This window comes from Pokkaliibacter plantistimulans (genome assembly GCF_003194385.1).
GTDB classification, from domain to species: domain Bacteria; phylum Pseudomonadota; class Gammaproteobacteria; order Pseudomonadales; family Balneatricaceae; genus Pokkaliibacter; species Pokkaliibacter plantistimulans.
Map to the genome: position 1 here is coordinate 1 of NZ_LAPT01000077.1, position 20,498 is coordinate 20,498.

16 protein-coding genes are annotated in these 20,498 nt (G+C 54.5%); 6 read left to right on the forward strand and 10 right to left on the reverse strand.

What is annotated here, in order from left to right; all coding sequences use genetic code 11:
* Positions 1-250 precede the first annotated feature (250 nt).
* Together mdoH and WH50_RS15545 are read right to left on the reverse strand one after the other, a co-directional pair.
* Positions 251-2,455, reverse strand: a complete 2,205-nt coding sequence (mdoH, locus tag WH50_RS15540; RefSeq protein ID WP_207780334.1) for a glucans biosynthesis glucosyltransferase MdoH — start codon at positions 2,453-2,455, stop codon at positions 251-253.
* Positions 2,443-4,017, reverse strand: coding sequence for a glucan biosynthesis protein G (locus tag WH50_RS15545; protein ID WP_207780335.1), 1,575 nt, complete (start codon positions 4,015-4,017; stop codon positions 2,443-2,445). The genes mdoH and WH50_RS15545 overlap by 13 nt, the downstream gene beginning before the upstream one ends.
* A gap of 524 nt (positions 4,018-4,541) precedes the next feature.
* On the opposite strand from WH50_RS15545, the gene WH50_RS15550 reads away from it, so the two are divergent.
* Positions 4,542-5,339, forward strand: coding sequence for a thioesterase family protein (locus tag WH50_RS15550; protein ID WP_110188135.1), 798 nt, complete (start codon positions 4,542-4,544; stop codon positions 5,337-5,339).
* Positions 5,340-5,468: 129 nt separating this feature from the next.
* On the opposite strand, the gene WH50_RS15555 is transcribed toward WH50_RS15550, so the two are convergent.
* From WH50_RS15555 to WH50_RS15580, 6 genes are all read right to left on the reverse strand, one after another.
* On the reverse strand, positions 5,469-6,173 hold the full coding sequence (locus WH50_RS15555) for an ABC transporter ATP-binding protein (protein ID WP_110188193.1): 705 nt from the start codon (positions 6,171-6,173) through the stop codon (positions 5,469-5,471).
* 20 nt (positions 6,174-6,193) lie between these two features.
* The gene (locus WH50_RS15560) at positions 6,194-7,075 is read right to left on the reverse strand and encodes an ATP-binding cassette domain-containing protein (RefSeq protein WP_104151971.1); all 882 of its coding nucleotides are present in this window, start codon (positions 7,073-7,075) and stop codon (positions 6,194-6,196) included.
* On the reverse strand, positions 7,076-8,344 hold the full coding sequence (gene livM, locus WH50_RS15565) for a high-affinity branched-chain amino acid ABC transporter permease LivM (RefSeq protein ID WP_110188136.1): 1,269 nt from the start codon (positions 8,342-8,344) through the stop codon (positions 7,076-7,078).
* Positions 8,345-8,348: 4 nt separating this feature from the next.
* Positions 8,349-9,260 (reverse strand): ABC transporter permease subunit, encoded by a 912-nt coding sequence (locus tag WH50_RS15570; RefSeq protein WP_110188137.1) that lies wholly within the window; start codon positions 9,258-9,260, stop codon positions 8,349-8,351.
* An 85-nt stretch (positions 9,261-9,345) separates the two neighbouring features.
* The gene (locus WH50_RS15575; protein WP_110188138.1) at positions 9,346-10,467 is read right to left on the reverse strand and encodes a branched-chain amino acid ABC transporter substrate-binding protein; all 1,122 of its coding nucleotides are present in this window, start codon (positions 10,465-10,467) and stop codon (positions 9,346-9,348) included.
* A 949-nt stretch (positions 10,468-11,416) separates the two neighbouring features.
* The gene (locus WH50_RS15580; protein ID WP_243410126.1) at positions 11,417-12,613 is read right to left on the reverse strand and encodes an NAD(P)/FAD-dependent oxidoreductase; all 1,197 of its coding nucleotides are present in this window, start codon (positions 12,611-12,613) and stop codon (positions 11,417-11,419) included.
* A 557-nt stretch (positions 12,614-13,170) separates the two neighbouring features.
* On the opposite strand from WH50_RS15580, the gene WH50_RS15585 reads away from it, so the two are divergent.
* From WH50_RS15585 to WH50_RS15595, 3 genes are all read left to right on the forward strand, one after another.
* Positions 13,171-14,169: a TRAP transporter substrate-binding protein gene (locus WH50_RS15585; RefSeq protein ID WP_207780336.1), complete on the forward strand. Its 999-nt coding sequence runs from the start codon at positions 13,171-13,173 to the stop codon at positions 14,167-14,169.
* A 223-nt stretch (positions 14,170-14,392) separates the two neighbouring features.
* Positions 14,393-14,959, forward strand: a complete 567-nt coding sequence (locus tag WH50_RS15590; protein WP_110188140.1) for a TRAP transporter small permease subunit — start codon at positions 14,393-14,395, stop codon at positions 14,957-14,959.
* Positions 14,960-14,962: 3 nt separating this feature from the next.
* On the forward strand, positions 14,963-16,258 hold the full coding sequence (locus WH50_RS15595; RefSeq protein WP_110188141.1) for a TRAP transporter large permease: 1,296 nt from the start codon (positions 14,963-14,965) through the stop codon (positions 16,256-16,258).
* Positions 16,259-16,329: 71 nt separating this feature from the next.
* On the opposite strand, the gene WH50_RS15600 is transcribed toward WH50_RS15595, so the two are convergent.
* Positions 16,330-17,055 carry an aspartate/glutamate racemase family protein gene (locus tag WH50_RS15600; RefSeq protein ID WP_110188142.1) on the reverse strand — a complete coding sequence of 242 codons (726 nt, stop codon included), beginning with the start codon at positions 17,053-17,055 and terminating at the stop codon, positions 16,330-16,332.
* Between the two features lie 137 nt (positions 17,056-17,192).
* Between WH50_RS15600 and WH50_RS15605 the strand changes: the two genes are divergently transcribed.
* The gene (locus WH50_RS15605) at positions 17,193-18,524 is read left to right on the forward strand and encodes an NAD(P)/FAD-dependent oxidoreductase (RefSeq protein ID WP_110188143.1); all 1,332 of its coding nucleotides are present in this window, start codon (positions 17,193-17,195) and stop codon (positions 18,522-18,524) included.
* 91 nt (positions 18,525-18,615) lie between these two features.
* Entirely contained in the window at positions 18,616-19,893 is a 1,278-nt protein-coding gene (locus tag WH50_RS15610) for a hypothetical protein (RefSeq protein ID WP_110188144.1), read from the forward strand.
* 65 nt (positions 19,894-19,958) lie between these two features.
* On the opposite strand, the gene WH50_RS15615 is transcribed toward WH50_RS15610, so the two are convergent.
* Positions 19,959-20,345, reverse strand: a complete 387-nt coding sequence (locus WH50_RS15615; RefSeq protein WP_110188145.1) for a DUF2750 domain-containing protein — start codon at positions 20,343-20,345, stop codon at positions 19,959-19,961.
* Positions 20,346-20,498: the final 153 nt, after the last annotated feature.

Here is a 20,498-nt window from a genome sequence, read left to right on the forward strand (position 1 = left end):
AAGACACCTCACTGAGCGCGTTAGAATAACGCTTTACTGAGTGTCCGAAATCATTGAGCCACTACACAACCCCATTCAGGAAAGGGCGATTACCGTAAGGTGATCGCCCTTTTCGCATTCTGGGTTTTAGGCAGTAAAGTTTTGGGTCCGGCTCTTCAGAATCCCGTGGTGAAGTGTCTGCATCAAATTACTCGCATTTAAATGCAGTACGCCCACTATGAAGTGGGCGTACTGGGTTCCATGCTTTACATCAGGCAGGGAGTTGACTCTGGAGCTTGCTTTGCTCGGCAGACGGACCGAGTGCTCTGGTCGGAATGGCTGCCAGCCTCAGGAACAGACTGGGGGTCGACAGGACAATCGACTGCTCTTTCTTGTCGAGGAACTTCACAGCCTCTTCAATGGTTTCTGCTTCCTCTATTTTCATCGCTGCTATGGCTTCCACAGCATCAACATGCCCACGTGGTCGGGGGGGGATGCGGTCAATCAGGGCCAGATGCTGCTCAACCAGATCTGCGTGGCTGGCAAGTTGTACCAGGTTGGGGCTGCTACGCACCGTCGCGTGGTATTCGTCATAGATAGCTTCGGTATGCTCGCGAATGGCGGGCTTCTCTGCCTCTTCTGGTGTACGCATGATGCCAGCGGCTTTGAACCAGCGCCCGATACGCATGGAGCCGGTAACCATAGACAGCGGTACTGACAGCAGCATGCCTGCCAGTGCTGGTGACAGCCACGCCAGCAGGTCCAGCGAGTTAAGGTAGGCAGCCAGGGTGAGGAACACGCCCATAGTCATGTGCCAGCGATGGCGGAACAGCACATCAAGGAAGGGCAGGCTGCCATCATCCCGGCGCTGGGGATTCCAGCCACTGTCACGGCCCAGCAGAATGGAGAACACAGCACCGCTGTGTATCAGCATCATCACAGGTGCGACCAGCGCTGACAAAATCACCTCTACAACGAAGCTAATCAGTATGCGGAAGAATCCTCCTGCTGCTTTGCGCTGCTTATTGCTGGTCATAAAGGCAATCAGGCCGAGGATTTTGGGGCCAAACAGAATAGCCATGGTGAAGTAAAACAACTGGAGTGCACGTGCTGCGTCCATGCGTGGCCAGGAGGGGAACAGCGAGAACTCATCGGTGAAATACTCGGGGCGAATAAACTGCGCCTGCAACGCCAGAGCCAGGCCCGCAAGAATCAGGGCTAACCACAACGGTGATGAAAGGTAGGACATGATGCCGGTCAGGTGGTGGCTACGGCTTACCCAGTGCAGGCCTCTGGCCGTCAGCACACGAGAGTGCTGCAGATTGCCCTGACACCAGCGGCGGTCACGAACGGCCAGATCAATGATGGAGGGCGGGCTTTCTTCATAGGAACCTGGCAGGTCATCGGCAATAATAATGCTCCAGCCCGCGCGACGGATCAGTGATGCTTCGACAAAATCATGGCTGAGAATATGACCGCCAAAGGGCGGCTTGCCGGGCAGATCAGGCAAACCCGCAGCATCCATAAAGGCTTCTCTGCGGATGATGGCGTTATGTCCCCAGAAGTTACCTTCCTTATGGACCCACCATGACAAACCTGATCCCACTACAGGTCCATAGATGCGCGATGCAAACTGCTGCAACCGGGCAATCAGGGTTGTACCGTTGATGAGGTTGGGGATGGTCTGGATGAGACCAGAGTCAGGATCTGCCTCCATCCGGCGTGCCAGCTCGATGATCGTGCCCGCTTCCATCAGACTGTCAGCATCCAGCACCAGTAAGTGGCTGTATCCTTTGCCCCAGCGACGGCAAAAGTCAGCAACGTTACCCGCTTTACGTGCAATGTTCTTGCGGCGCCGGCGGTAGTAGATGCGGCTTTTGTCGCCTAGCCGCTCACGGATAGTTATCAGGCAGGCTTCTTCCTGCAGTGCGACTTCTGGGTCGGTGGTGTCACTGATAACAAACCAGTCAAAATGATTGCCTTCGCCGGTCTCGTGCAGCGAGAGTGCCATGGACTCAATCGCCGCAAAGATGCGTTCTGGCTGTTCATTGTAGGTAGGCATCAGTATGGCTGTCTGATGTTGAAGTGGCGTTTCCAGCCGGGCATGACTGCGGTTCGCTCTGCGTAGTACGCAGAAAAAGCCGACGATAGCGCTGGTGAAGGCAACCGTAATCCAGCTAAAGGTAAGGGTAAACAGCGCCAGAATGATGTATTCGATGAACGTTATCTCGCCTAAAGAGATAACCCCATACATTTCACCAATGCCATAAGCGGACAGTGCCATAGCACTACCCAGCACCAGCCAGCGACGCCAGCTGGCGGAGCGTACGCCGCCTTTGTTAACAGGTTTCCGGCGTTGCTCCGCGGCATTAAAGCGCTTCAGGTTCTGTGGGGGCATATCACCGGGGGTTTCCGGTGGCGTGCCTGGAGCGGGAGAGTTGTCCAGGTTATCCATACAACGGCTTAGTTGGTCCATCTGTACATCCAGGTTTCAGCTTTGCGGCCGTCATCGAACTTCAACTCCATGCGCAGTTCCACCAGATCGGCATCAGTTGGGTCCAGTTCAAAGCTCACACGATAACCTCCTGTCTGAGGGTTATCACGAACAACGACATTGCTCACGCTGCCTTTTGATGCTTTGACCATGGCCTGGGGGCGATTGGCTGGCATGCTGACCCCGGTAGTATTGGGGATGGTGTAATCAACCACGAACAGGCGCTTGTTGCCGGTGCCGTCAGCCTTACCGCTGCGAGTTGACTCCACTCTGGCCTCGCCGGGAGCAATCTGTGGTCCCTGCCCCCAGGTAAGACGGTATGCAAAGCTGTATTCTGAGCCTGCGGTAATTGGAGAAGTGGGTGCCCAATAAGCAATGATGTTGTCATGAATTTCGGCACTGGATGGTATTTCGGTCAGCACCACTGCACCTTTTCCCCAATTGCCAACAGGCTCAACCCAAAGGCTGGGGCGCTGCTGGTATTCAGCGTCAAGATCCTGATAGTTGTTGAAGTCGCGGTCGCGTTGCATCAGACCGAAGCCAAGGGGAGCAGTATCCTGGAAAGCGCTGATTTGCAACTCCTTGGGATTGGCCAGCGGACGCCAGAGGCGTTCGCCGCGGCCATTGACCATCAGCAACCCATCCGAGTCATGGACTTCGGGGCGGAAGTCATCGACATCCTGACGGCCATTGGCTGAGAACAGATACATGCTGGACTCTGGAGCCAGGCCGATCTTGCTCAGATCGACACGAGGGAACAGGGTTGCTTCGACGTCCATGGTGGTATTGGTGCCAGGGCGAATAGTAAAGCGATAGGCCCCTGTCACACTCTGGCTGTCCAGCAAGGCATAGATGACGATGGAGTTACTTTCCTTGCTGGGCTTCTCAATCCAGAAGGCGCGGTAAATAGGGAATTCCTCACCTTCGGGATCAGCTGTCTTCAATGCCAGTCCACGGGCTGACAGGCCATAGACTTCGTTTTTACCTAAGGCACGGAAGTAACTGGCGCCCTGAAATACCACGGTTTCGTCATAGAAGTCCGGTCGGTTGATCGGGCTATGCAGATTGAAGCCAGCAAAGCCTATGTCATCGATAGGCAGCGGCCTGGTCATGACATCACCCGTCTTGAACAGCGTGGGTGAGTAGGCAAGATGGCGCGCGGTGCCGTCCTCTACAATGGCGACTTCAACAGGATCCTTGTAGTAGGCGCCCCGATGGAACATCTGCATCTCGAACGGTAAGCCCTCATTGGCCCAAACGGCCTGGGTAGGGTCAAACTGGATGTCACGATATTCGTCGTAGGAGAGAGACTTTAAACTGTCTGGCAGGGCTGATTTCGGCGGAGAGTAAGGGCTGGCAGCCAGCTTTCTGGCAAGATCGACGACGGTATCACGGTTGAACTTGCTGTTCACTGCGTAGTTCTCTGCCTTGTCGGCAGCGAAGGAGGGGGCGGAAATCAGAAGCAGGATTGCCAGGCTGGGTATCATCCAATTGACTATCCCGGCGCTCAATGGGCGACCACTACTTTCCTTCTTTCGAAACATCAGCCATACCTTAATGTGAAAAAACAAACAAATCGTTGCCACTTAGCCGCTTTTTATTAAAGCAGTATTTCAGTGCTTCGATAACATGGTTTTTTTGCTTTATATTTCAGTGTACTGCCATCACCGCCGAGCTTGCCGCCCGCACCTGCAGCAAAGTCTCTGTCCAACTCGATTCTGATCTTATTCCTGACACATTAGTGCCCACTGTGAATAACCAGTGTTTTAGCTATGGCAGGAAAAAGTAAGAAAGCAGGAAGGCACGTTACGTGTGACCGGAGTAACTGTCAGGCGCCGGTTTCTTTTCCCTAAGACGTTGTAACGGTTCAAGGCGAAGCCCCAAACACCGTGGATTATAGCAATCGCCCAGATGCTTACTCAATTCCCAGATGACAAAGCCTTTACTGATCTGTTGCCTTCCAAAGCGTGCCTGAGCGTTTTCTGTGCAACGCGACGAATGGTTATATTGCGTTGGGAATAAAGACTGCTAGGGTAAAGCGATTAAATCGTGAATTGAGTTCATTTAAATGGATCTGGATAAATACTTTGCTGATGTACGTGTCCATGATGAGCGGTCAATCGTAAATATGCCTGAAGGATGGGGGCAGGGGCGTGCGGTGTTTGGCGGCTTGGTTGCTGCAGTGATGATGCATGCTGTGGCGCAGAGGAGGCGTGATGGTGAGAGGGTGCGTAGCATCTTGCTAAACTTCATTGCTCCAGTGCAGCCTGGGCAGCTTGATATCTCTATTACATGTTTGCGCCAGGGCAAATCTGTATCGTTCTATAAGGTTGAGGCGGGTCAGGACGGTAACATAGCCGTTATCATGCAAGTCACTCTGGGGCTGGCGCGTGATGAGCAACTACAGATGCAGGCGTTACGACCTCATAACCTCACCTCGCCTGAATCGGCCATGGTGCTGCCTTACCTCCCGGGAGTAACCCCAGAATTTACCCGGCACTTTGACTACCGATGGGCTGAAGGCCCTATGCCCTATACCTCTTCCAAGGAAGCGCATATTAGTGGTTGGATCAGGTTCCGCCAACCGCCCGGGACAATACTGCCCGCCTATTTACTGATGCTGTCCGACGCCTGGCCACCGGCTTGCCTGAGTCTGTTGTCAGCACCTACTGCGGCCAGCAGTATGAGTTGGTCTATGGATTTTCCTCAGCAGACCTCTGTACTTCCGGGGCAGGACTGGTTGCGCTATCAGTCCAGACTTGATTATGCCGAGGAGGGCTTTGCCTGTGTGGATGACGCACTCTATGCCCCTGATGGACAACTGCTGATGCGTTCGAGGCAGGTAGTTGCCGTCTTTGTAAAGTAAGAGTGGCCAGAGGCGAAGAAAGCGCAGGTGCTATTCAGGTCTTGTGGCTATCAGCGTGCAGACTGAACATGCTCGGTATGTATATACAGACAAGCCCTCCGAAGAGGGCTTGTCTGTTGCTGCGGTGGATTAATGTCCGCCGAGGTAGGCGTCGCGCACTTCTGGATTGACCAGCAGCTCCTGACCTGTACCGGTCATTCTGATCTGACCGTTAACCATGACGTAGCCACGATCAGACAGTTTCAGAGCATGGTTTGCATTCTGCTCAACCAGGAAGATAGTCATGCCAGTGCCCGACACATCTTTCAGGATAGAGAAGATCTGTTTAACGATAATGGGCGCCAACCCCAGGCTGGGCTCATCAAGCAACAGCAGGCGAGGGCGGCTCATCAAGGCACGCGCAATCGCCAGCATCTGCTGCTCACCACCCGACATAGTGGAAGAGCGCTGATTACGGCGTTCCTTCAGGCGAGGGAACAGGTTGAACATGTGCTGAATGTCTTCATCAGCATGAGCCATCCCAATGGGTATGGTGCCCATCAACAGGTTTTCCTCAACGGTCATGTCGGGGAAGACGCGGCGTCCTTCGGGAGACTGGGCGATACCGTTGGAGGCGACGAAGTGGGCAGATTTCTTGGTTATTTCCTGACCACAATAGATGATCTGTCCAGCACTTGCGCGAGGCTGACCGAAGATGGACATCAGCAGTGTGGATTTACCCGCACCGTTGGAGCCAATCAGACTGACAATCTCGCCTTTGTTGATGTGCATGGACACCTGGCGTAATGCCTGAATCGGACCGTAGAACACGTCTACGTCTTTGAACTCCAGCATCTTTTCGGAGGCTACGTTACTCACAGGGTGACCTCCTCATCGTCTTCTGCACCAAGGTAGGCGGCGATAACTTTCGGATTGGACTTGATGTCATCGGGGCCGCCGCGGGCGATAACCTCACCGTGATCGAGCACCACAATGTGCTCGGAAATATCCATTACCATTCCCATATCGTGTTCGATCAACAATACCGTAGCGTTATGTTCTTTCTGCAGAACGCGAATCATGCTGCTAAGAGCGTGAGTTTCTGCAGGGTTCAAACCGGCAGCAGGTTCGTCAAGGCAGATCAGTTCAGGGTTGGTGCACATGGAGCGGGCAATTTCCAGTCGGCGCTGCTGGCCATAGGACATGCTGCCTGCCAGTTTGTTGGCGTGATCAACCAGATCCATTACCTCCAGCCAGTAGAAGGCGCGCTCCAGAGCACGGCTTTCTGCCTTGCGATAGCCTGGGGTATTGAAAATACCCGCGAGCAGGTTGCGATTGACCTGCATGTGCTGGGCTACCAGCAGGTTTTCCACTACGGACATTTCTTTGAACAAGCGGATGTTCTGGAATGTACGAGCCAGACCGGAGCGGTTCACCAGATGCGAGCCACCGAACATCTTGTAGCGCAGTCGGCTGGCAAAGGCGGCTGGATTGACATAGTCGGATGACTGGAAAGGCTCACCCAGTACCTTGCCCACACGGGTCTGTTTACCATTGGCAAACAGCGTGATGGCACCACCGGTAGCCTTATAGAAACCGGTCAGGCAGTTGAATACCGTGGTCTTCCCTGCCCCGTTGGGGCCAATCAGGGCGGAAATAGAGCCACGTTTAATTTCAAAGTTAACGTCGTTCAGGGCTTTGATACCGCCGAACTGCATCTCCAGATGCTCAACGGTGAGGATGTTGTCCTGCTTCATTTATGCGACCCCTTTCCGAACAGCAAAGCCAGTACGAGTGATGCGTACCAAACCACGGGGACGCCAGATCATCATGACTACCATCAGCAGACCAAAAATCAGTACACGGAAGTCTGCTACTTCACGCAGCATTTCGGGGGTTACAGTCAGAACAAAGGCGGCAATAACCACACCCACGGTCGAACCCAGACCACCCAGTACCACGATGGCCAGAATCAATGCGGATTCGAAGAAGGTGAAGGAGGTCGGGTTGACGAAGCCTTGATAGGTCGCGAAGAACACCCCGGCCAGACCGCCCGTCGAGGCGCCCATCATGAACGCTGACAGTTTGATCAGGACGTGGTTGAGGCCCAGTGAGCGACAGGCAATCTCATCTTCACGCAGGGCTTCCCAGGCGCGACCGATAGGCATCTTGACCAGGCGGTGCTTGATGTACAGCACGGCGCAAACCACCATGAACAGAGACAGGTAGATGAAGACATACTTCAAGCCTGAATCGTACGGCAGATTGAAGAACTCATGGAAAGGTGTGCCGCCTTGTTTGGCGCGGCGCTCAAACTCCAGACCGAACAGCGTGGGCAAGGGAGCGTACACGCCGTTGGGGCCGCCAGTGAAGCTGGTCCAGTTGGTCAGGATCAGGCGAATAATTTCCCCGAAACCCAGTGTCACGATAGCCAGATAGTCACCGTGCATGCGCAGTACCGGGAAGCCCAGTATGGCTCCGGCAACGGCAGCCATGATGGCTGCCAGAGGCAGCATCGACCAGAAGCCAAAGCCCAGATACTGGTAGCCCAGCGACAGGCCGTAGGCACCAATAGCGTAGAAGCCGACGAAACCCAGGTCCAGCAGACCCGCCAGGCCAACCACGATGTTGAGGCCAAGGCCCAGCAGTACGTAGATCAAGCCGAGAATCAGTACGGTCAGAATGTATTTGGTGGCAACGAAAGGAGCAACCAGACCAATGATGATGGCGATGGGGACAATGTAGACCATTTTGGATTTATGGCCGGGAGGCAGAACGATAACGCCGTCATCATTGTTCTGATGCTTGTACAGCATCATCTGGCCTTTCTCGCTCTGCACGAACAGGGAGATGGCAAAGCGCCCAACCATAACGATAGCCACCATGGTCAGCAGCAGCGAAGGGCGGGTGGTAAAGTCGTAACCGTCGAGCAGAATGCCGATAACGGGACCGAATACAATCAGTGACAGCAGGCCTGCCAGCAGGGTGTCTATGACACTCTTCTTGATATTGATAGATGAAGACATGGAGTTACACCTTTTCTACTGCAGGTTTGCCGAGCAGACCACTTGGGCGGAAGATCAGGATGGTGACCAGCAGACCGAAGGCAAACACGTCCTTGTAGTCGGTATTGACCAGACCCGAGAACAGTGACTCGGCGAGACCCAGAATGACCCCCCCCAGCATGGCACCCGGCAGTGATCCGATGCCTCCGAGAACGGCTGCGGTGAAGGCCTTGACGCCAATGACGAAGCCAACAAAGAAGTCAAAGCTGCCGTAGTCCAGAGTGATCAATACACCTGCCAGGGCTGCCATGGCTGCGCCGATAACAAATACGTAGGAAATGATGCGGTCGGTGTTGATGCCCAGGATGGACGCCATCTTGCGATCTTGTTGGGTCGCACGGCACATCCGGCCCAGAGTGGTTTTCTGGATGATGTAGGTCAGGATGCCCATGCCGGAGAAGGCAGCAACCAGAATGAAGACTTTCATGTAGGTGAGCTGTACGTAGCCATCACCAATATGCATGCGCAGGGTGCCGTCCAGCAGGGTAGGAACACCTTGTGAACGTGCGCCCTGAGCAATCTGTACGTAGTTCTGCAAGATCAGCGACATACCGATAGCAGAGATGAGCGGAGCCAGACGAGTGGAGTTGCGCAGTGGACGGTAGGCAACGCGTTCAATGGTCCATCCATAAACGCCGGTAATGATGATGGTTAAAAGTAGTGTGAAAAGAATAACCACCGGAAAGGAGTGGATGCCAAAGAAGCTTAGCAGTGCAAGAACAATGGCTGTGATGTAAGCGGACACCATGTAGACGTCGCCATGGGCAAAGTTAATCATGCCGATGATGCCGTATACCATGGTGTAGCCAACGGCGATCAGTCCGTAAACGGACCCAAGCGTCAAGCCGTTAACCAGTTGTTGCAGAACAATGTCCATTGTCTGACCTCATGTACCTTATAGTAATTCTGTAACTAAAAACCCTGCCCGCCTGAGGCGTGGCAGGGTCTTGTGCTGCGGCGTATTAGTTAGTGGTTTCGGTGTACTTGCCGTCAGCGTGCCACTCGTACATTACATAGTCAGAAACAGTCAGGTCGCCTTTGGCGTCGTACTGCTTGTCACCCATTACGGTCGGAACGGTGTTGCCGTGGATCCACTCAGCAACCTTGGTCTTGTCGCCGTTAGCGCCTTTCAGGCCAGCAGCCAGTACCTGCAGAGCAGCGTAGGAGTACAGCGTGTAACCTTCAGGCTCGTAACCAGCTGCACGGAATTTGGCAATAACGTCAGCACTGGCTGTGTTGTTGCGTGGGTCAGCACCGAAAGTCATGTATACGCCGTCGACGTACTTGGGGCCGCCTGCGGCAGTCACGAACTCTTCTGAAGTGATACCGTCACCCGACATGAAACCACCGGTGAAGCCCTGATCGCGCAGCTGGTGAACCAGAGCCCCGGCTTCGGCATGCAGACCACCGAAGTAAACTACTTCAGCACCGGATGCACGGATTTTGGTTACCAGAGCGTTGAAGTCTTTTTCACCACGGGTCAGACCTTCATACATAACTTCGGTCACGCCGCGTTTGTTCAGCTGTGCTTTGGTGGCATCAGCCAGGCCCTGGCCATAGGTGTCTTTGTCGTGAATAACGGCCACTTTGGTGGCTTTCAGTTTGTCGATGATGTAGTCAGCCGCTACGGTACCTTGCTGGTCGTCACGACCACAGGTACGGAACACGCCAGGCAGACCGCGCTCGGTGTACTGAGGGTTGGTGGAAGCTGGGGTGATTTCGCTGATGCCGCCTTCGTCATAGATTTCGGAAGCAGGGATAGAAGAAGAAGAACAGAAGTGACCGATTACACCGGCAACCTGGTCCGAGTCGACCAGACGGTTGGCTACAGATACGGCTTGTTTGGGTTCGCAAGCATCGTCAGCTTTAACCAGCACCAGTTTCTCGCCGTTGATACCACCCGCTGCGTTGATGTCTTCCGCTGCCTGAGATGCACCTTTCCACAGCTGCTCACCGAACGCAGCATAGGCCCCAGTCATGGGGCCGGCGATACCGACTTTGATGTCGGCGTGTGCAGCGAAAGCTGCAAAAGAAGAGGCTACAGCAAGAGAAACTAAGGTTTTCTTCAGAACGGATTTAGACATGAGAATAACTCCAACAGGTTGTTCCGTTTCTTTAATTAAGCACCTTCTACTACCGTCAGTAGTGCGTAGCAGCAGTAGTACGCTTTAAGTTTAGCAAGAACTATTCCAGTTTTTTTCAAACTGTTTTGTTCGAATGCGTATTTAGTTGTAGCAGAAAAGCTTTATGGCTGCCGATGCGAGAGTGAGATTCTTCACCGGAGTATTTTGTTGAGTTTGTGTCGTGAAAATGTGTGTGCTCGGTGCAGTGAAATGAATTGCTGACTTTCTTTGTTAAATAAAATCAACAAATTGTGCGCGTATGTGGTGCGAGTAATTGAAATATGCACCATCAGCGGTTGTGCTTGATTATCTGGATGTATTGATTTTTTTATGGTGATTTCACGGTGTAAAAGTTAAAAAAATAGCGATTACCTCTTTTTTGAAATGTTTAAAAAAATGCAATTTTTAGCCAAAGGTGGACTTGATCCTGTAGTTCTTTCCGGTGTATTCGCGGTATTAACCAGGGGGTGGGGAGTTTTGGTAACAAGTTGTCGAAGTCGGGTGTGTAGTTTCAACTCTCTGCTGAGTTGCTCCTTTTGGTAACACGTAGAAAGTAACACCTTGGTGCTAAGGTGGTATTCCTTTCACTTTTTTAGGTTATATCGATTTTTAATCGTTCAACGATTAATGGTTTAAGAGGTGCAACCTTTATTGCGGATGGTGCAACTTCATGAATGGCGCGATTTGTTCTGACCGATGTGTATAGCTTATGAAGCCTGGGTCAGACACGGTATTGGGATTGGCGCAGGGGTTAGTTTGTCGCCAATATGGTGCAGCGTCGGTGTTGTGTGTGCTTCTTTATGAGGCGTAATTGTATCGAGTAATACGCTGGCCTTTACTTTTTGCGGAGGGCTCACAAGTAAAGGCCATTGGGTTATGTGAGTATTTGACTTGGCACCTGTTCACGATCTCAGATAAGGCACTGCCTGGCGTGATATACCCGTGCCCCGGTTTCATAGAACGCGTGACGTAAATCTCGCCAGCTTATGGTGTCAACGCTGGTAGGGGAGATTGGCATGGCGTCCTTGTCGCCAAGCAGGTAGCCTGCCATCGCTTTGCCCAATGTAGTGCCCGGACCAATGCCGCGACCACTGTAGCCCATACAGGTGTAGATACCATCAGCCAGCTGATGGAAGTGGGGCAGGTGATCATTGCTGTAGGCAATTTGTCCGACCCAGCGATAGTCCCACGCTACTGGTCCCAGCCAGGGGAACAGTTTGCTCGTCATGCGATCACTCCAGTGCCGCAGTTTGTCACCTTGCAGCAGGTTGCCCATGCTGCCTAATACTAACCGACCGGCCTGATCCATGCGGAACGAACACATGACGGTTCGGGTATCCCAGCAGCCCTGGCGCTCGGGCAGGATGCGACTCAGCTGCTGCTCCGTCAGCGGTTTGCTGGCGTACTGGAAATAATAAATGGGGACAAAGCTCTGCTTCAATTCCGGGAACAGCAGCTCTGTATAAGCATTGGTAGCAATGACAACCTTGTTCGCTTTGACCTGCCCTTGTGGGGATTTAAGTAACCAATGTTCACCCTGGCGCTGAATATCGGTAACCGGACTCTGGGTAAAAAGCTGCGCGCCAGCACCAATAGCGGCTGTTGCCAGACCACGGGCATAGGCCAGAGGCTGGATAGTGCCCGCTCGAGGGTCGAACAGTGCTCCCTGATACAGGGGAGATCCGGTCAGGCGCTGGGTTTCGGCTCGGTCCTTCAGTTCAACTGGCGCGCCACGAGCCACCAGCTGGCGGTGGCGTCGTTCCAGTTCCTGCACTCCTTTGGCGGAATGGCCCAGATGCAAGGTGCCATTGCGGACTGCTTCACATTGAATCTGATGACGCTCAATCAGCCCGTACACCACATTGGGCGCATCGGCGAGAAAGCGATACAGCCGATCAGCAGCAGCCTTGCCCAGTGCAGCATCCATCTGATCAGGTTCGAGCCACAGACCTGCATTGGCGAGGCCGACATTACGACCTGAGCCACCATGTCCAAGGCCCTGGGCTTCCAGTATCGCAACCTTGCTGCCCTGCTCAGCCAGATGCAATGCGGTGGAAAGGCCGGTAAAGCCCCCCCCGACAATGGCGACATCTACATCAATGGACATGACTAGAGGGCTGGTTGCTGGCGCAGCAGGAGCGCTGGCAGACCAGAGTGAAAGCGGGCTTTCTGTAACACCTTTGAACATCGATTGCTTCCGTATCTCGAGATGCTGGCAGCAGGTCTGGCCAACCTGGGTCGCAGGTGATTGCGACAAATGAGGTGAGGTGGTCAAAAACCTTATGGGATATGTCCACTCTAGCGTTATCGGGATATAAGCGCTTATACAGATTTTCTGCGCTGGCTCTAGTTTATGGCTATAGCGTCCATCCACTGCCAGACCACTTTTCGTGAACGATGGTCGACTAATGAAGTCGTTGAGCTGTCGTGTTTTGTTGTGTTTATGGCATGGTTTCTGCTCGTGTCAGATTGTTGAGCAAATAATGCATGCAATTTGTGGTCTGACGTTACAAAGCGTCGCTGCCAGAGATGTGGGCGGCGCTGTCAGCTAAATCTGTCCAACCGGTGGCGCGTTTAGTTAAAGGCCAAGAGCCAGAAGCTGCACCAAGAGGTGTCGCCGATACTCCCGATGATTATCAACGTAGTGACAGAGAGGGAAAATTTGTGAAGAGCAGCACAGCAAAAAAAGCCGGAAAGGTGTTGTTGGGTGCCGTTGGCGTTCTGGCGATCAGCGTGAGCCAATATGTCTGGTCGGCAGATACCTGGGATATGCCGTTGGCGTATCCGGCAACGAACTATCACTCTGAAACAGCTGCCGCTTTCGCCAAAGAGGTGAATGAAAAAGCGGGCAGCGAAATCAACATCGTTACCCATCCTAATGGTTCGTTGTTCAAGGGCGGTGAAATTTTTGGTGCTGTTCGTCGTGGGCTGGCACCGATTGGTGAGCGCCTGATGTCTTCTCTGGGTAACGAAGATCCTATCTTTGAAATTGATGCGGTGCCCTTCATTGCGACCAGTTTTGATGCCAGCTGGAAGCTGTATCAGGCCTCCAAGCCTGCACTGGAAAAAGTGATGGCAGAGAAGGGGGTCAAACTGCTTTACACCGTACCCTGGCCACCACAGGGTTTGTACACCAAAAAAGCACTGACCTCGCTGGATGACATGAAAGGCGTCAAGTTCCGTGCTTACAGCCCGATGACTGATCAGGTGGCCCAGCTGATGGGAGCGGTACCGACCAAAATCGAAGCAGCTGAAGTTTCACAGGCATTTGCCACTGGTGTTGCTGAAAGCATGATTTCTTCCGCTTCGACCGGTTACGACACCAAATTGTGGGAGTACGTTAACTACTGGTACGACGTGCAAGCCTGGCTGCCGAAGAACATGGTCTTCGTCAACCTGAAAGCCTGGGACAAACTCAGCCCCGAAACACAGAAAGTGATGCAGGAAGCGGCTGATCATGCGGAAAAGGCTGGCTGGGACAAAGCCAAAGAGCTGACCGGCTGGTACAAGGACCAGCTGAAAGCCAATGGCATGCAGACGCTGGCAGCACCTGAGGCTGTGACTACCGGCTTCGAAAAGATTGGTAAGGAAGTGCTGAGTGACTGGCTGAAAAAGTCCGGCAGCAATGGTCAGGAAGCGATCGACGCTTACAACAAGATGTAATCCTGGTAGCCCCATCAGTGATATCAGTCGTCGGTGATGGGGCGTGGTATTACGTTCTCAGGCCGTGTTTGGGGGAGCTGTGCTTTCCTGACATCAATACGGTGCCTGCCTCCAGAATCACTGGACATGTATCAGCTTAACAGCAATACAGGCTCCAGAAAGGGGGGGGCGGGTATCTGCATCGCGCTTCAGTCTGCTGGAGCAAGAAGACGGGAGAGCGCCCATGGGGTGGTTGTGCCGGGTCCAGTCAGTACTGGATGGGTTCTATCGTTTTTGCGGCGCATTGGCAGCCCTGTGTCTGATGGGCATGGCGGCGTGCGTCATCATCAGCATCATCGCGCGTATCTTGGGTAGCTACATCGGTGGTATCACCGAATATTCGGCCTATCTTATGGGCGCAGCCAATTGTCTGGGCCTGGCCTATACCTTCCGCGCCGGAGGGCACATTCGCGTCAGTCTGGTAATTGAGCGTTTTGGCAGTCAGACGCAGCGCTGGATCGAGCTGGGCTGTCTGGCCTTCGGCAGTGCCGCTGCACTTTATCTCGCCTGGTATCTGGTTAATCTCTCCTATATGTCCTGGGATTTCGGTGAAGTCAGTGAGGGGGGGGATCAGATGCAGCTCTACATTCCTCAGGCCGTTACCGCTTTTGGTGCGGCGGTGCTGGCTCTCAGCGTCGTACATTCCTTTTTCGAGCATCTTTGCCGGTTGATTACCGGACGCTTTGTTGGCTCGCAGCTGACTGCCGCTGAAGCGGAGTTGCGCGCCCATGAAAAAGCCATCGGAGGTTAATACATGAACGAAGTCATGTTGACGGTGGTGTTCCTTGCAGCACTGTTCTTTTTGTTGGGTTCCAGCGTGTGGGTGGGTTTCAGCCTGCTGGGATGCGCAGTCGTAGGTATGGAGCTGTTTACCAATCGTCCGGTGGGTGACTCCATGGCCATGACCATCTGGGGCGTCAACTCCTCATGGACGCTGACCTCGCTGCCGCTCTTTGTGTGGATGGGGGAAATCCTGTTCCGCTCCAAGCTGTCAGATACGTTATTCAAAGGGCTGACGCCGCTGATGAGCAGGCTGCCTGGTGGTCTGCTGCATGTGAATGTCGCGGGTTCGGCAATTTTCGCCGCCATTTCGGGCTCGTCTGCAGCAACGGCGGTGACTGTCGGCAAGATGTCCATCCCCGAGCTGCGTCTTCGTCATTATCCTGAGGGCATGATCGTCGGTACGTTGGCCGGTGCCGGTACCCTGGGGCTGCTGATTCCGCCTTCCATTACCATGATCATCTATGGTGTTACGGTTAACGAGTCCATTGCCAAGCTGTTTATGGCAGGTATTCTGCCGGGCATTATGCTGGCGGCCCTGTTCATGAGCTATGTGGCAATCAGTGCCTGGCTCCGTGGAGATCAGTCCAATCGTGAAGAGCTGGCCTTTACCCTGAAAGACAAACTGCTTGGCCTGTATCATCTGCTCCCGGTGTTTGCCCTGATCCTGATGGTCATTGGTTCTATCTATACCGGTGTAGCTACGGCGACCGAGTCGGCGGTGCTGGGGGTAGTCGGTGCTCTGATCATGGCCACATTACAGGGCGGCTTCGGCTGGGAAGGATTTCGCCAGTCCCTGATGGGGGCGGTGCGCACCAGCTGCATGATCGCCTTTATCCTGATGGGCTCCAGCTTCCTGTCGCTGGCCATGGGTTTTACCGGACTGCCTCGCAATCTGGCAGAACTGATCGCGGGCATGCATCTGTCACCACTGATGCTGATCGTGATCCTGACGGTGTTCTACATCATTCTGGGCTGCTTCCTTGATGGTATTTCTTCCATTGTGCTGACCATGGCCGTTATCGAACCGCTGGTGCGACAGGCTGGTTTTGACATGATCTGGTTTGGTATCTACCTGATGCTGGTGGTGGAAATGGCGCAGATTACTCCGCCTGTGGGCTTTAACCTGTTTGTGCTGCAGGGCATGACGGGGCATGACATGGGCTTTATTGCGCGCGCAGCCTTCCCAATGTTCCTGCTGATGGTGCTGGCGGTGGTGTTACTGGTGTGGTTCCCGGGTATTGCTACCTTCCTGCCCAAGGCCATGTAGTACAGGGGCTGATGGCGTGTGATGTGTAAATAAAGCAGGGCAGCTCATACGCTGCCCTGTTGCTATGAGCGTTAGCCTTTGGCCGCCAGAAGCCAGTGGATGGCCTGAATCAGATCGAACACAGGCAGGCCGCTATGCTGGCGGATAGCCTCGATATAGGGTGATAAATTGGTGCACTCCAGTAACAGGGCGGCTGGATTATGGTGCAGCAGGCGATCCACCGCAGCGAGGACGTCCGCTTCTGCCCGCAGAGGGTCAAGCGCTGGCAAGTCCTGGCTGATGACCCGGTGCAATTCCTGCCCGCCTTCAATTCCCTCAATATCGATCCATTGATCATGATGGCCGTTGAAGTGCAGTGGCTTGAGTTTTCGGCTGTCGAAGGTCAGGACTCCTAGCCTTGCCTGACGACCGAATACATTGCGTAGCAATGGCACGAGCATCAGTGAGCTGCTGAGCAGTGGCGTATGGGTGCGTGATTCGATGGAGCCCTGCAGCTCACCGAGAAAGCCGCAGGAAGTGACGATCAGCTCCACGCCTTGCTGTTCAAGCTGTATGGCTGCCTGCAGGATTGCCTCGGCGACATCTGGTTGCACCCCCTGAGCACTGATGACCCGGTCCACGGTAGCTGTCTGGACGCGGACATACTGGCTGGGGAAGGCAAAGGTCTGCGGATTGCCAACGTCGCCAGGTAGTCGCGGAAAGTGGGTGTTCAGCATAATGACCCCCAGACGGGGCTGGGTTGCACCTTCTGGAGTGGTGATACTTCCGAAAGGTTGGCTGGGCTCGATAGTTATCATGGCGGAGTAGTCGTCATTAGGGAAAATAGTGGGTGGCTGAGACAAAATGCCAGGGAAATGGCATGCCTGGAACGTGAGGACGTTCTTCGGGGTCAGGATGACTCAAGACAACGCGTCACAGCCAGCAGGCCGACCTCATGCAGGGCGCCTTCCAGGATGAGACAGGGTGTAGGGCAATAACCGACAGTAGCGGTTCAGGATTCCAGGTGCAAATGAAAGGAAAAGTGGTAGTCATTGGTGGCGGCATGGTGGGTGTGTGCTGTGCCTGGTTCTTATTGAAGCGTGGCTGGCAAGTGACGCTGGTGGAGCGGCGTGAAATTGGCGTAGAAACCTCCTATGGCAATGCCGGAGTGATTACCCGAGGCTCTATTCTGCCGTTGAATAATCCACGACTGTGGAAGAGCTTGCCCGGCTATCTGGGGAACCACTCTGCGGCGGTACGTTACGACCCCCTGTATCTGGCTCGCCACAGCTGGTGGCTGGCACGTTTTCTGGCCAATGCCCGTGATGAACAGACATTGCGCGCTGCGGCAGCGCTGAATGAGCTGATGACGCGTGCCTTACCAGTTCATAAAGCGCTGATGCAGGAGGCGGATGTGTTGCCACGCCTGCGGGAAAATGGCTGGCTCAAGCTCTATCGCCATGCCGAACGTTTCGACTCCAGTGCCTACGAGCGCCGGATCTACGATCATTTCGGCGTCAGCTATCAGATCGTGGAACGCGAACAGATCCAGGCGCTGGAACCTGCGCTACAACCGATTTTCAACAAGGGCATTCTGGTGACCGATACGGCTTCCGTGGATAACCCGGGCGCGGTGGTTCAGGCCTATGCCGCTGCGTTTGTAGCGCAGGGCGGCGTGATACGACAGGGGACGGTGACCGATGCACGACAGGTCGGCGGGGAGTTCGTCGTATCCATCCAGCAGGGGGTGAACAGTTTTGCCGAGCACGCTGACCAGCTGGTGCTGGCTGCCGGCCCATGGAGTAATCAGCTGCTCAAGCCTTATGGCTGGCAGTTGCCGATCTGCTACGAGCGCGGTAGTCATTATCACTATCTGCCCCAGGCCGGTGTGTTACCCCATCGACCGTTTTATGACGTCGAGTCTGCTTATGTGATGACGCCGACCGACAACGGTGTGCGGGTGACTTCCGGAAGCCATCTGTTGGACATCGCCAGGCAGGCAGAACCCTTGCAGTTGCAACAGGTATTGCCACGAGTGCAGGAGGCTTTGCCTCTGGCGTCTCAGCCGGTTTCACCGCTCTGGCAGGGAAACAGGCCATCAACGCCGGATGCTTTGCCCATTCTTGGCGCCTTGCCGGGTGTGCCGGGCGTCTGGCTGGCGACGGGGCATCAGCATGTCGGTTTCAGTACCGGCCCTGTCAGTGCCAAGGCGCTGGCTGCATTGATTGATGGTGAGCAGCCGGAGTTTGACATGCGACCGTTCTCACCATCGCGGTTTCGGTTTTGAGACCGGCCAGGTCTGAAGGGTAGTTGCGTGTCTGTAATACAGATGTCTGCCAGGTAGGGAGTGGTCGTCCGTGAACCAGGGAGTGACAGGTATGCGCAGGCAGGTTGCCGCCTACGCTATTTTTGCCGGGATCGTCTTGAGTTGTCTCAGCGCTTGGCCGGGATCGCCAGTGCCGATCTGGACTGCCGGGCTGTGCCTGTGGGGAGGAGCGCTGTTACTGGCTGCTAATGTCGCCTCCCGCAACTTGCGCCAGTCGCTGGTGCTGATGGCCGTCGGCCTCGCGGGGATAGGATATGGCGCGCTGCATGGTCAGCCTCTGACGCTGGAGACCTTTCTGTCGGCCAATGTCAGTCTGGTAGGTATGGTTGCGGCAGTCAGCTTTCTTGCCCTGATCGCGCCGACCAGCACGCTAGTACGTCAACCCGGTCAGGGAAGGAGCATATTCACAACGTTGCTCGGGGTACATCTGTTCGGTTCGGTCATCAACATGTCTGCTGCCTTTATTTTTGGTGACCGCATGGCCGCAGGTGGCAAGCTTAATCTCGGGCAGTCACTGATTCTCAGCCGGGCATCCTCACTGGGAGCATTCTGGTCGCCGTTTTACGCTGCCATGGCGGTGGGGCTCAGCGTAGCGCCACATGCCAATGTCTTTCAGGTAATGTTAACGGGTATTCCGCTGGCGATATTGGGGATGGGGCTCTCCTTCTGGCAGTTGCAGCATAATGCCGAGAGCATGGATATTCAGGGAGTCCCCGTTTCCTTTGCGGCTCTGGCCCTGCCCATGAGTATGGCCGCTGCGGTACTGCTGCTACATCATTGCTACCCACCGCTGCCTATTCTAACTCTGATTACCTTGCTTGCTCCGCTCATGGCCGTGATGGTCGGGCTGCACAGAAGTGCTGGGCAGGTGCGGGTGGTAGTGCAGCGTGTCAGCGGCCATATCGAAGACAGGCTGCCACGGATGGTGAATGAAATACTGCTGTTCCTGTCCGCCGGGTTGCTGACTCAGGGCGGGAAGGCGGTCATCGCTGGCTTGGGCGACTGGCGGCTGTTTGACAGCTTTGCTGGTGTGCAGGCGGTCATCATGTATCTGGCTATTGTTGCCAGCTCATTACTCGGGCTGCATCCGATTATCGGCATATCCATGTTTGCCGCGATGCTGAATGGTCTGGATGTCGATCCCAGCCTGCTGGCGCTGGTGTCCATCTGCTCGTGGGCGGTGGGGACTGCGGTCGGGCCTCTGTCGGGGATCAATCTGGCGCTGTATGGCCGCTATGGTATTGATACCTACCAGATTACCCGTCATACCCTGCTGTATGCACTGGCTATGAGTGTGCTGGTTTCGGTCATGCTGTTGTTGGTCAGCTAAGGTGTTTCAGCGAAGGGGAGCGCTACAGCAAGCCTGCAAGCAGGCTTGCTGTACAAGGCAACTGATCAGCTCAACGCTTCCTGCAGTGATGTAGCCAGCTCTTCAGGGGTAACGACCACACCATCTTCATCATCACCCGGGAATACTGCCAGCAGGGTGCCATCTTTCTTCATGCCGGGGATCCAGCGCGTCATCCATTCGTCCAGTTCGATAGCTTTGGGCTGACAATCGGCCCAGTCACCGGTCGCCCAGGCTGAGGCATAGTCAGGATGTGGCCAGATGGGCAGACAGGATTCGTCATCCTCGGTCATCAGTACGACCCAGCCATCCTCGCTGTACAGGCTCCATACCTCACCAAAGTCGGCCACCTTGTCGATCAGGTGCTGGTAACGCTGATCGGCTTTCATGCCGAGCACCTTGGTGTAGTCTTTTTTGTTCAGGGGATATGCCATGGGATGATCCTGCTGGAGTTAAAGTGTGGTCTGACAGCCGGTCTGATGCCGTCACAGGCTAGCAAATGCTGCTGAGTGTGCGGGAGGCGCTGGGGTATGGCAAGGAGTTCATCGGGGTGATCCGCTGCATGGCGGATCGATATACGGAAGTGA

What these genes read in the sequence shown, in the direction of transcription:
- WH50_RS15615 (WP_110188145.1), bottom strand. Translation starts at nt 20,345, where the DNA reads ATGGCATATCCCCTGAACAAAAAAGACTACACCAAGGTGCTCGGCATG.
- WH50_RS15595 (WP_110188141.1), top strand. Translation starts at nt 14,963, where the DNA reads ATGAACGAAGTCATGTTGACGGTGGTGTTCCTTGCAGCACTGTTCTTT.
- mdoH (WP_207780334.1), bottom strand. Translation starts at nt 2,455, where the DNA reads ATGGACCAACTAAGCCGTTGTATGGATAACCTGGACAACTCTCCCGCT.
- WH50_RS15575 (WP_110188138.1), bottom strand. Translation starts at nt 10,467, where the DNA reads ATGTCTAAATCCGTTCTGAAGAAAACCTTAGTTTCTCTTGCTGTAGCC.
- WH50_RS15560 (WP_104151971.1), bottom strand. Translation starts at nt 7,075, where the DNA reads ATGAAGCAGGACAACATCCTCACCGTTGAGCATCTGGAGATGCAGTTC.
- WH50_RS15580 (WP_243410126.1), bottom strand. Translation starts at nt 12,613, where the DNA reads ATGTCCATTGATGTAGATGTCGCCATTGTCGGGGGGGGCTTTACCGGC.
- WH50_RS15605 (WP_110188143.1), top strand. Translation starts at nt 17,193, where the DNA reads ATGCAGGGCGCCTTCCAGGATGAGACAGGGTGTAGGGCAATAACCGAC.
- WH50_RS15545 (WP_207780335.1), bottom strand. Translation starts at nt 4,017, where the DNA reads ATGTTTCGAAAGAAGGAAAGTAGTGGTCGCCCATTGAGCGCCGGGATA.
- WH50_RS15590 (WP_110188140.1), top strand. Translation starts at nt 14,393, where the DNA reads ATGGGGTGGTTGTGCCGGGTCCAGTCAGTACTGGATGGGTTCTATCGT.
- WH50_RS15600 (WP_110188142.1), bottom strand. Translation starts at nt 17,055, where the DNA reads ATGATAACTATCGAGCCCAGCCAACCTTTCGGAAGTATCACCACTCCA.
- WH50_RS15570 (WP_110188137.1), bottom strand. Translation starts at nt 9,260, where the DNA reads ATGGACATTGTTCTGCAACAACTGGTTAACGGCTTGACGCTTGGGTCC.
- WH50_RS15610 (WP_110188144.1), top strand. Translation starts at nt 18,616, where the DNA reads ATGCGCAGGCAGGTTGCCGCCTACGCTATTTTTGCCGGGATCGTCTTG.
- WH50_RS15555 (WP_110188193.1), bottom strand. Translation starts at nt 6,173, where the DNA reads ATGCTGGAGTTCAAAGACGTAGACGTGTTCTACGGTCCGATTCAGGCA.
- livM (WP_110188136.1), bottom strand. Translation starts at nt 8,344, where the DNA reads ATGTCTTCATCTATCAATATCAAGAAGAGTGTCATAGACACCCTGCTG.
- WH50_RS15550 (WP_110188135.1), top strand. Translation starts at nt 4,542, where the DNA reads ATGGATCTGGATAAATACTTTGCTGATGTACGTGTCCATGATGAGCGG.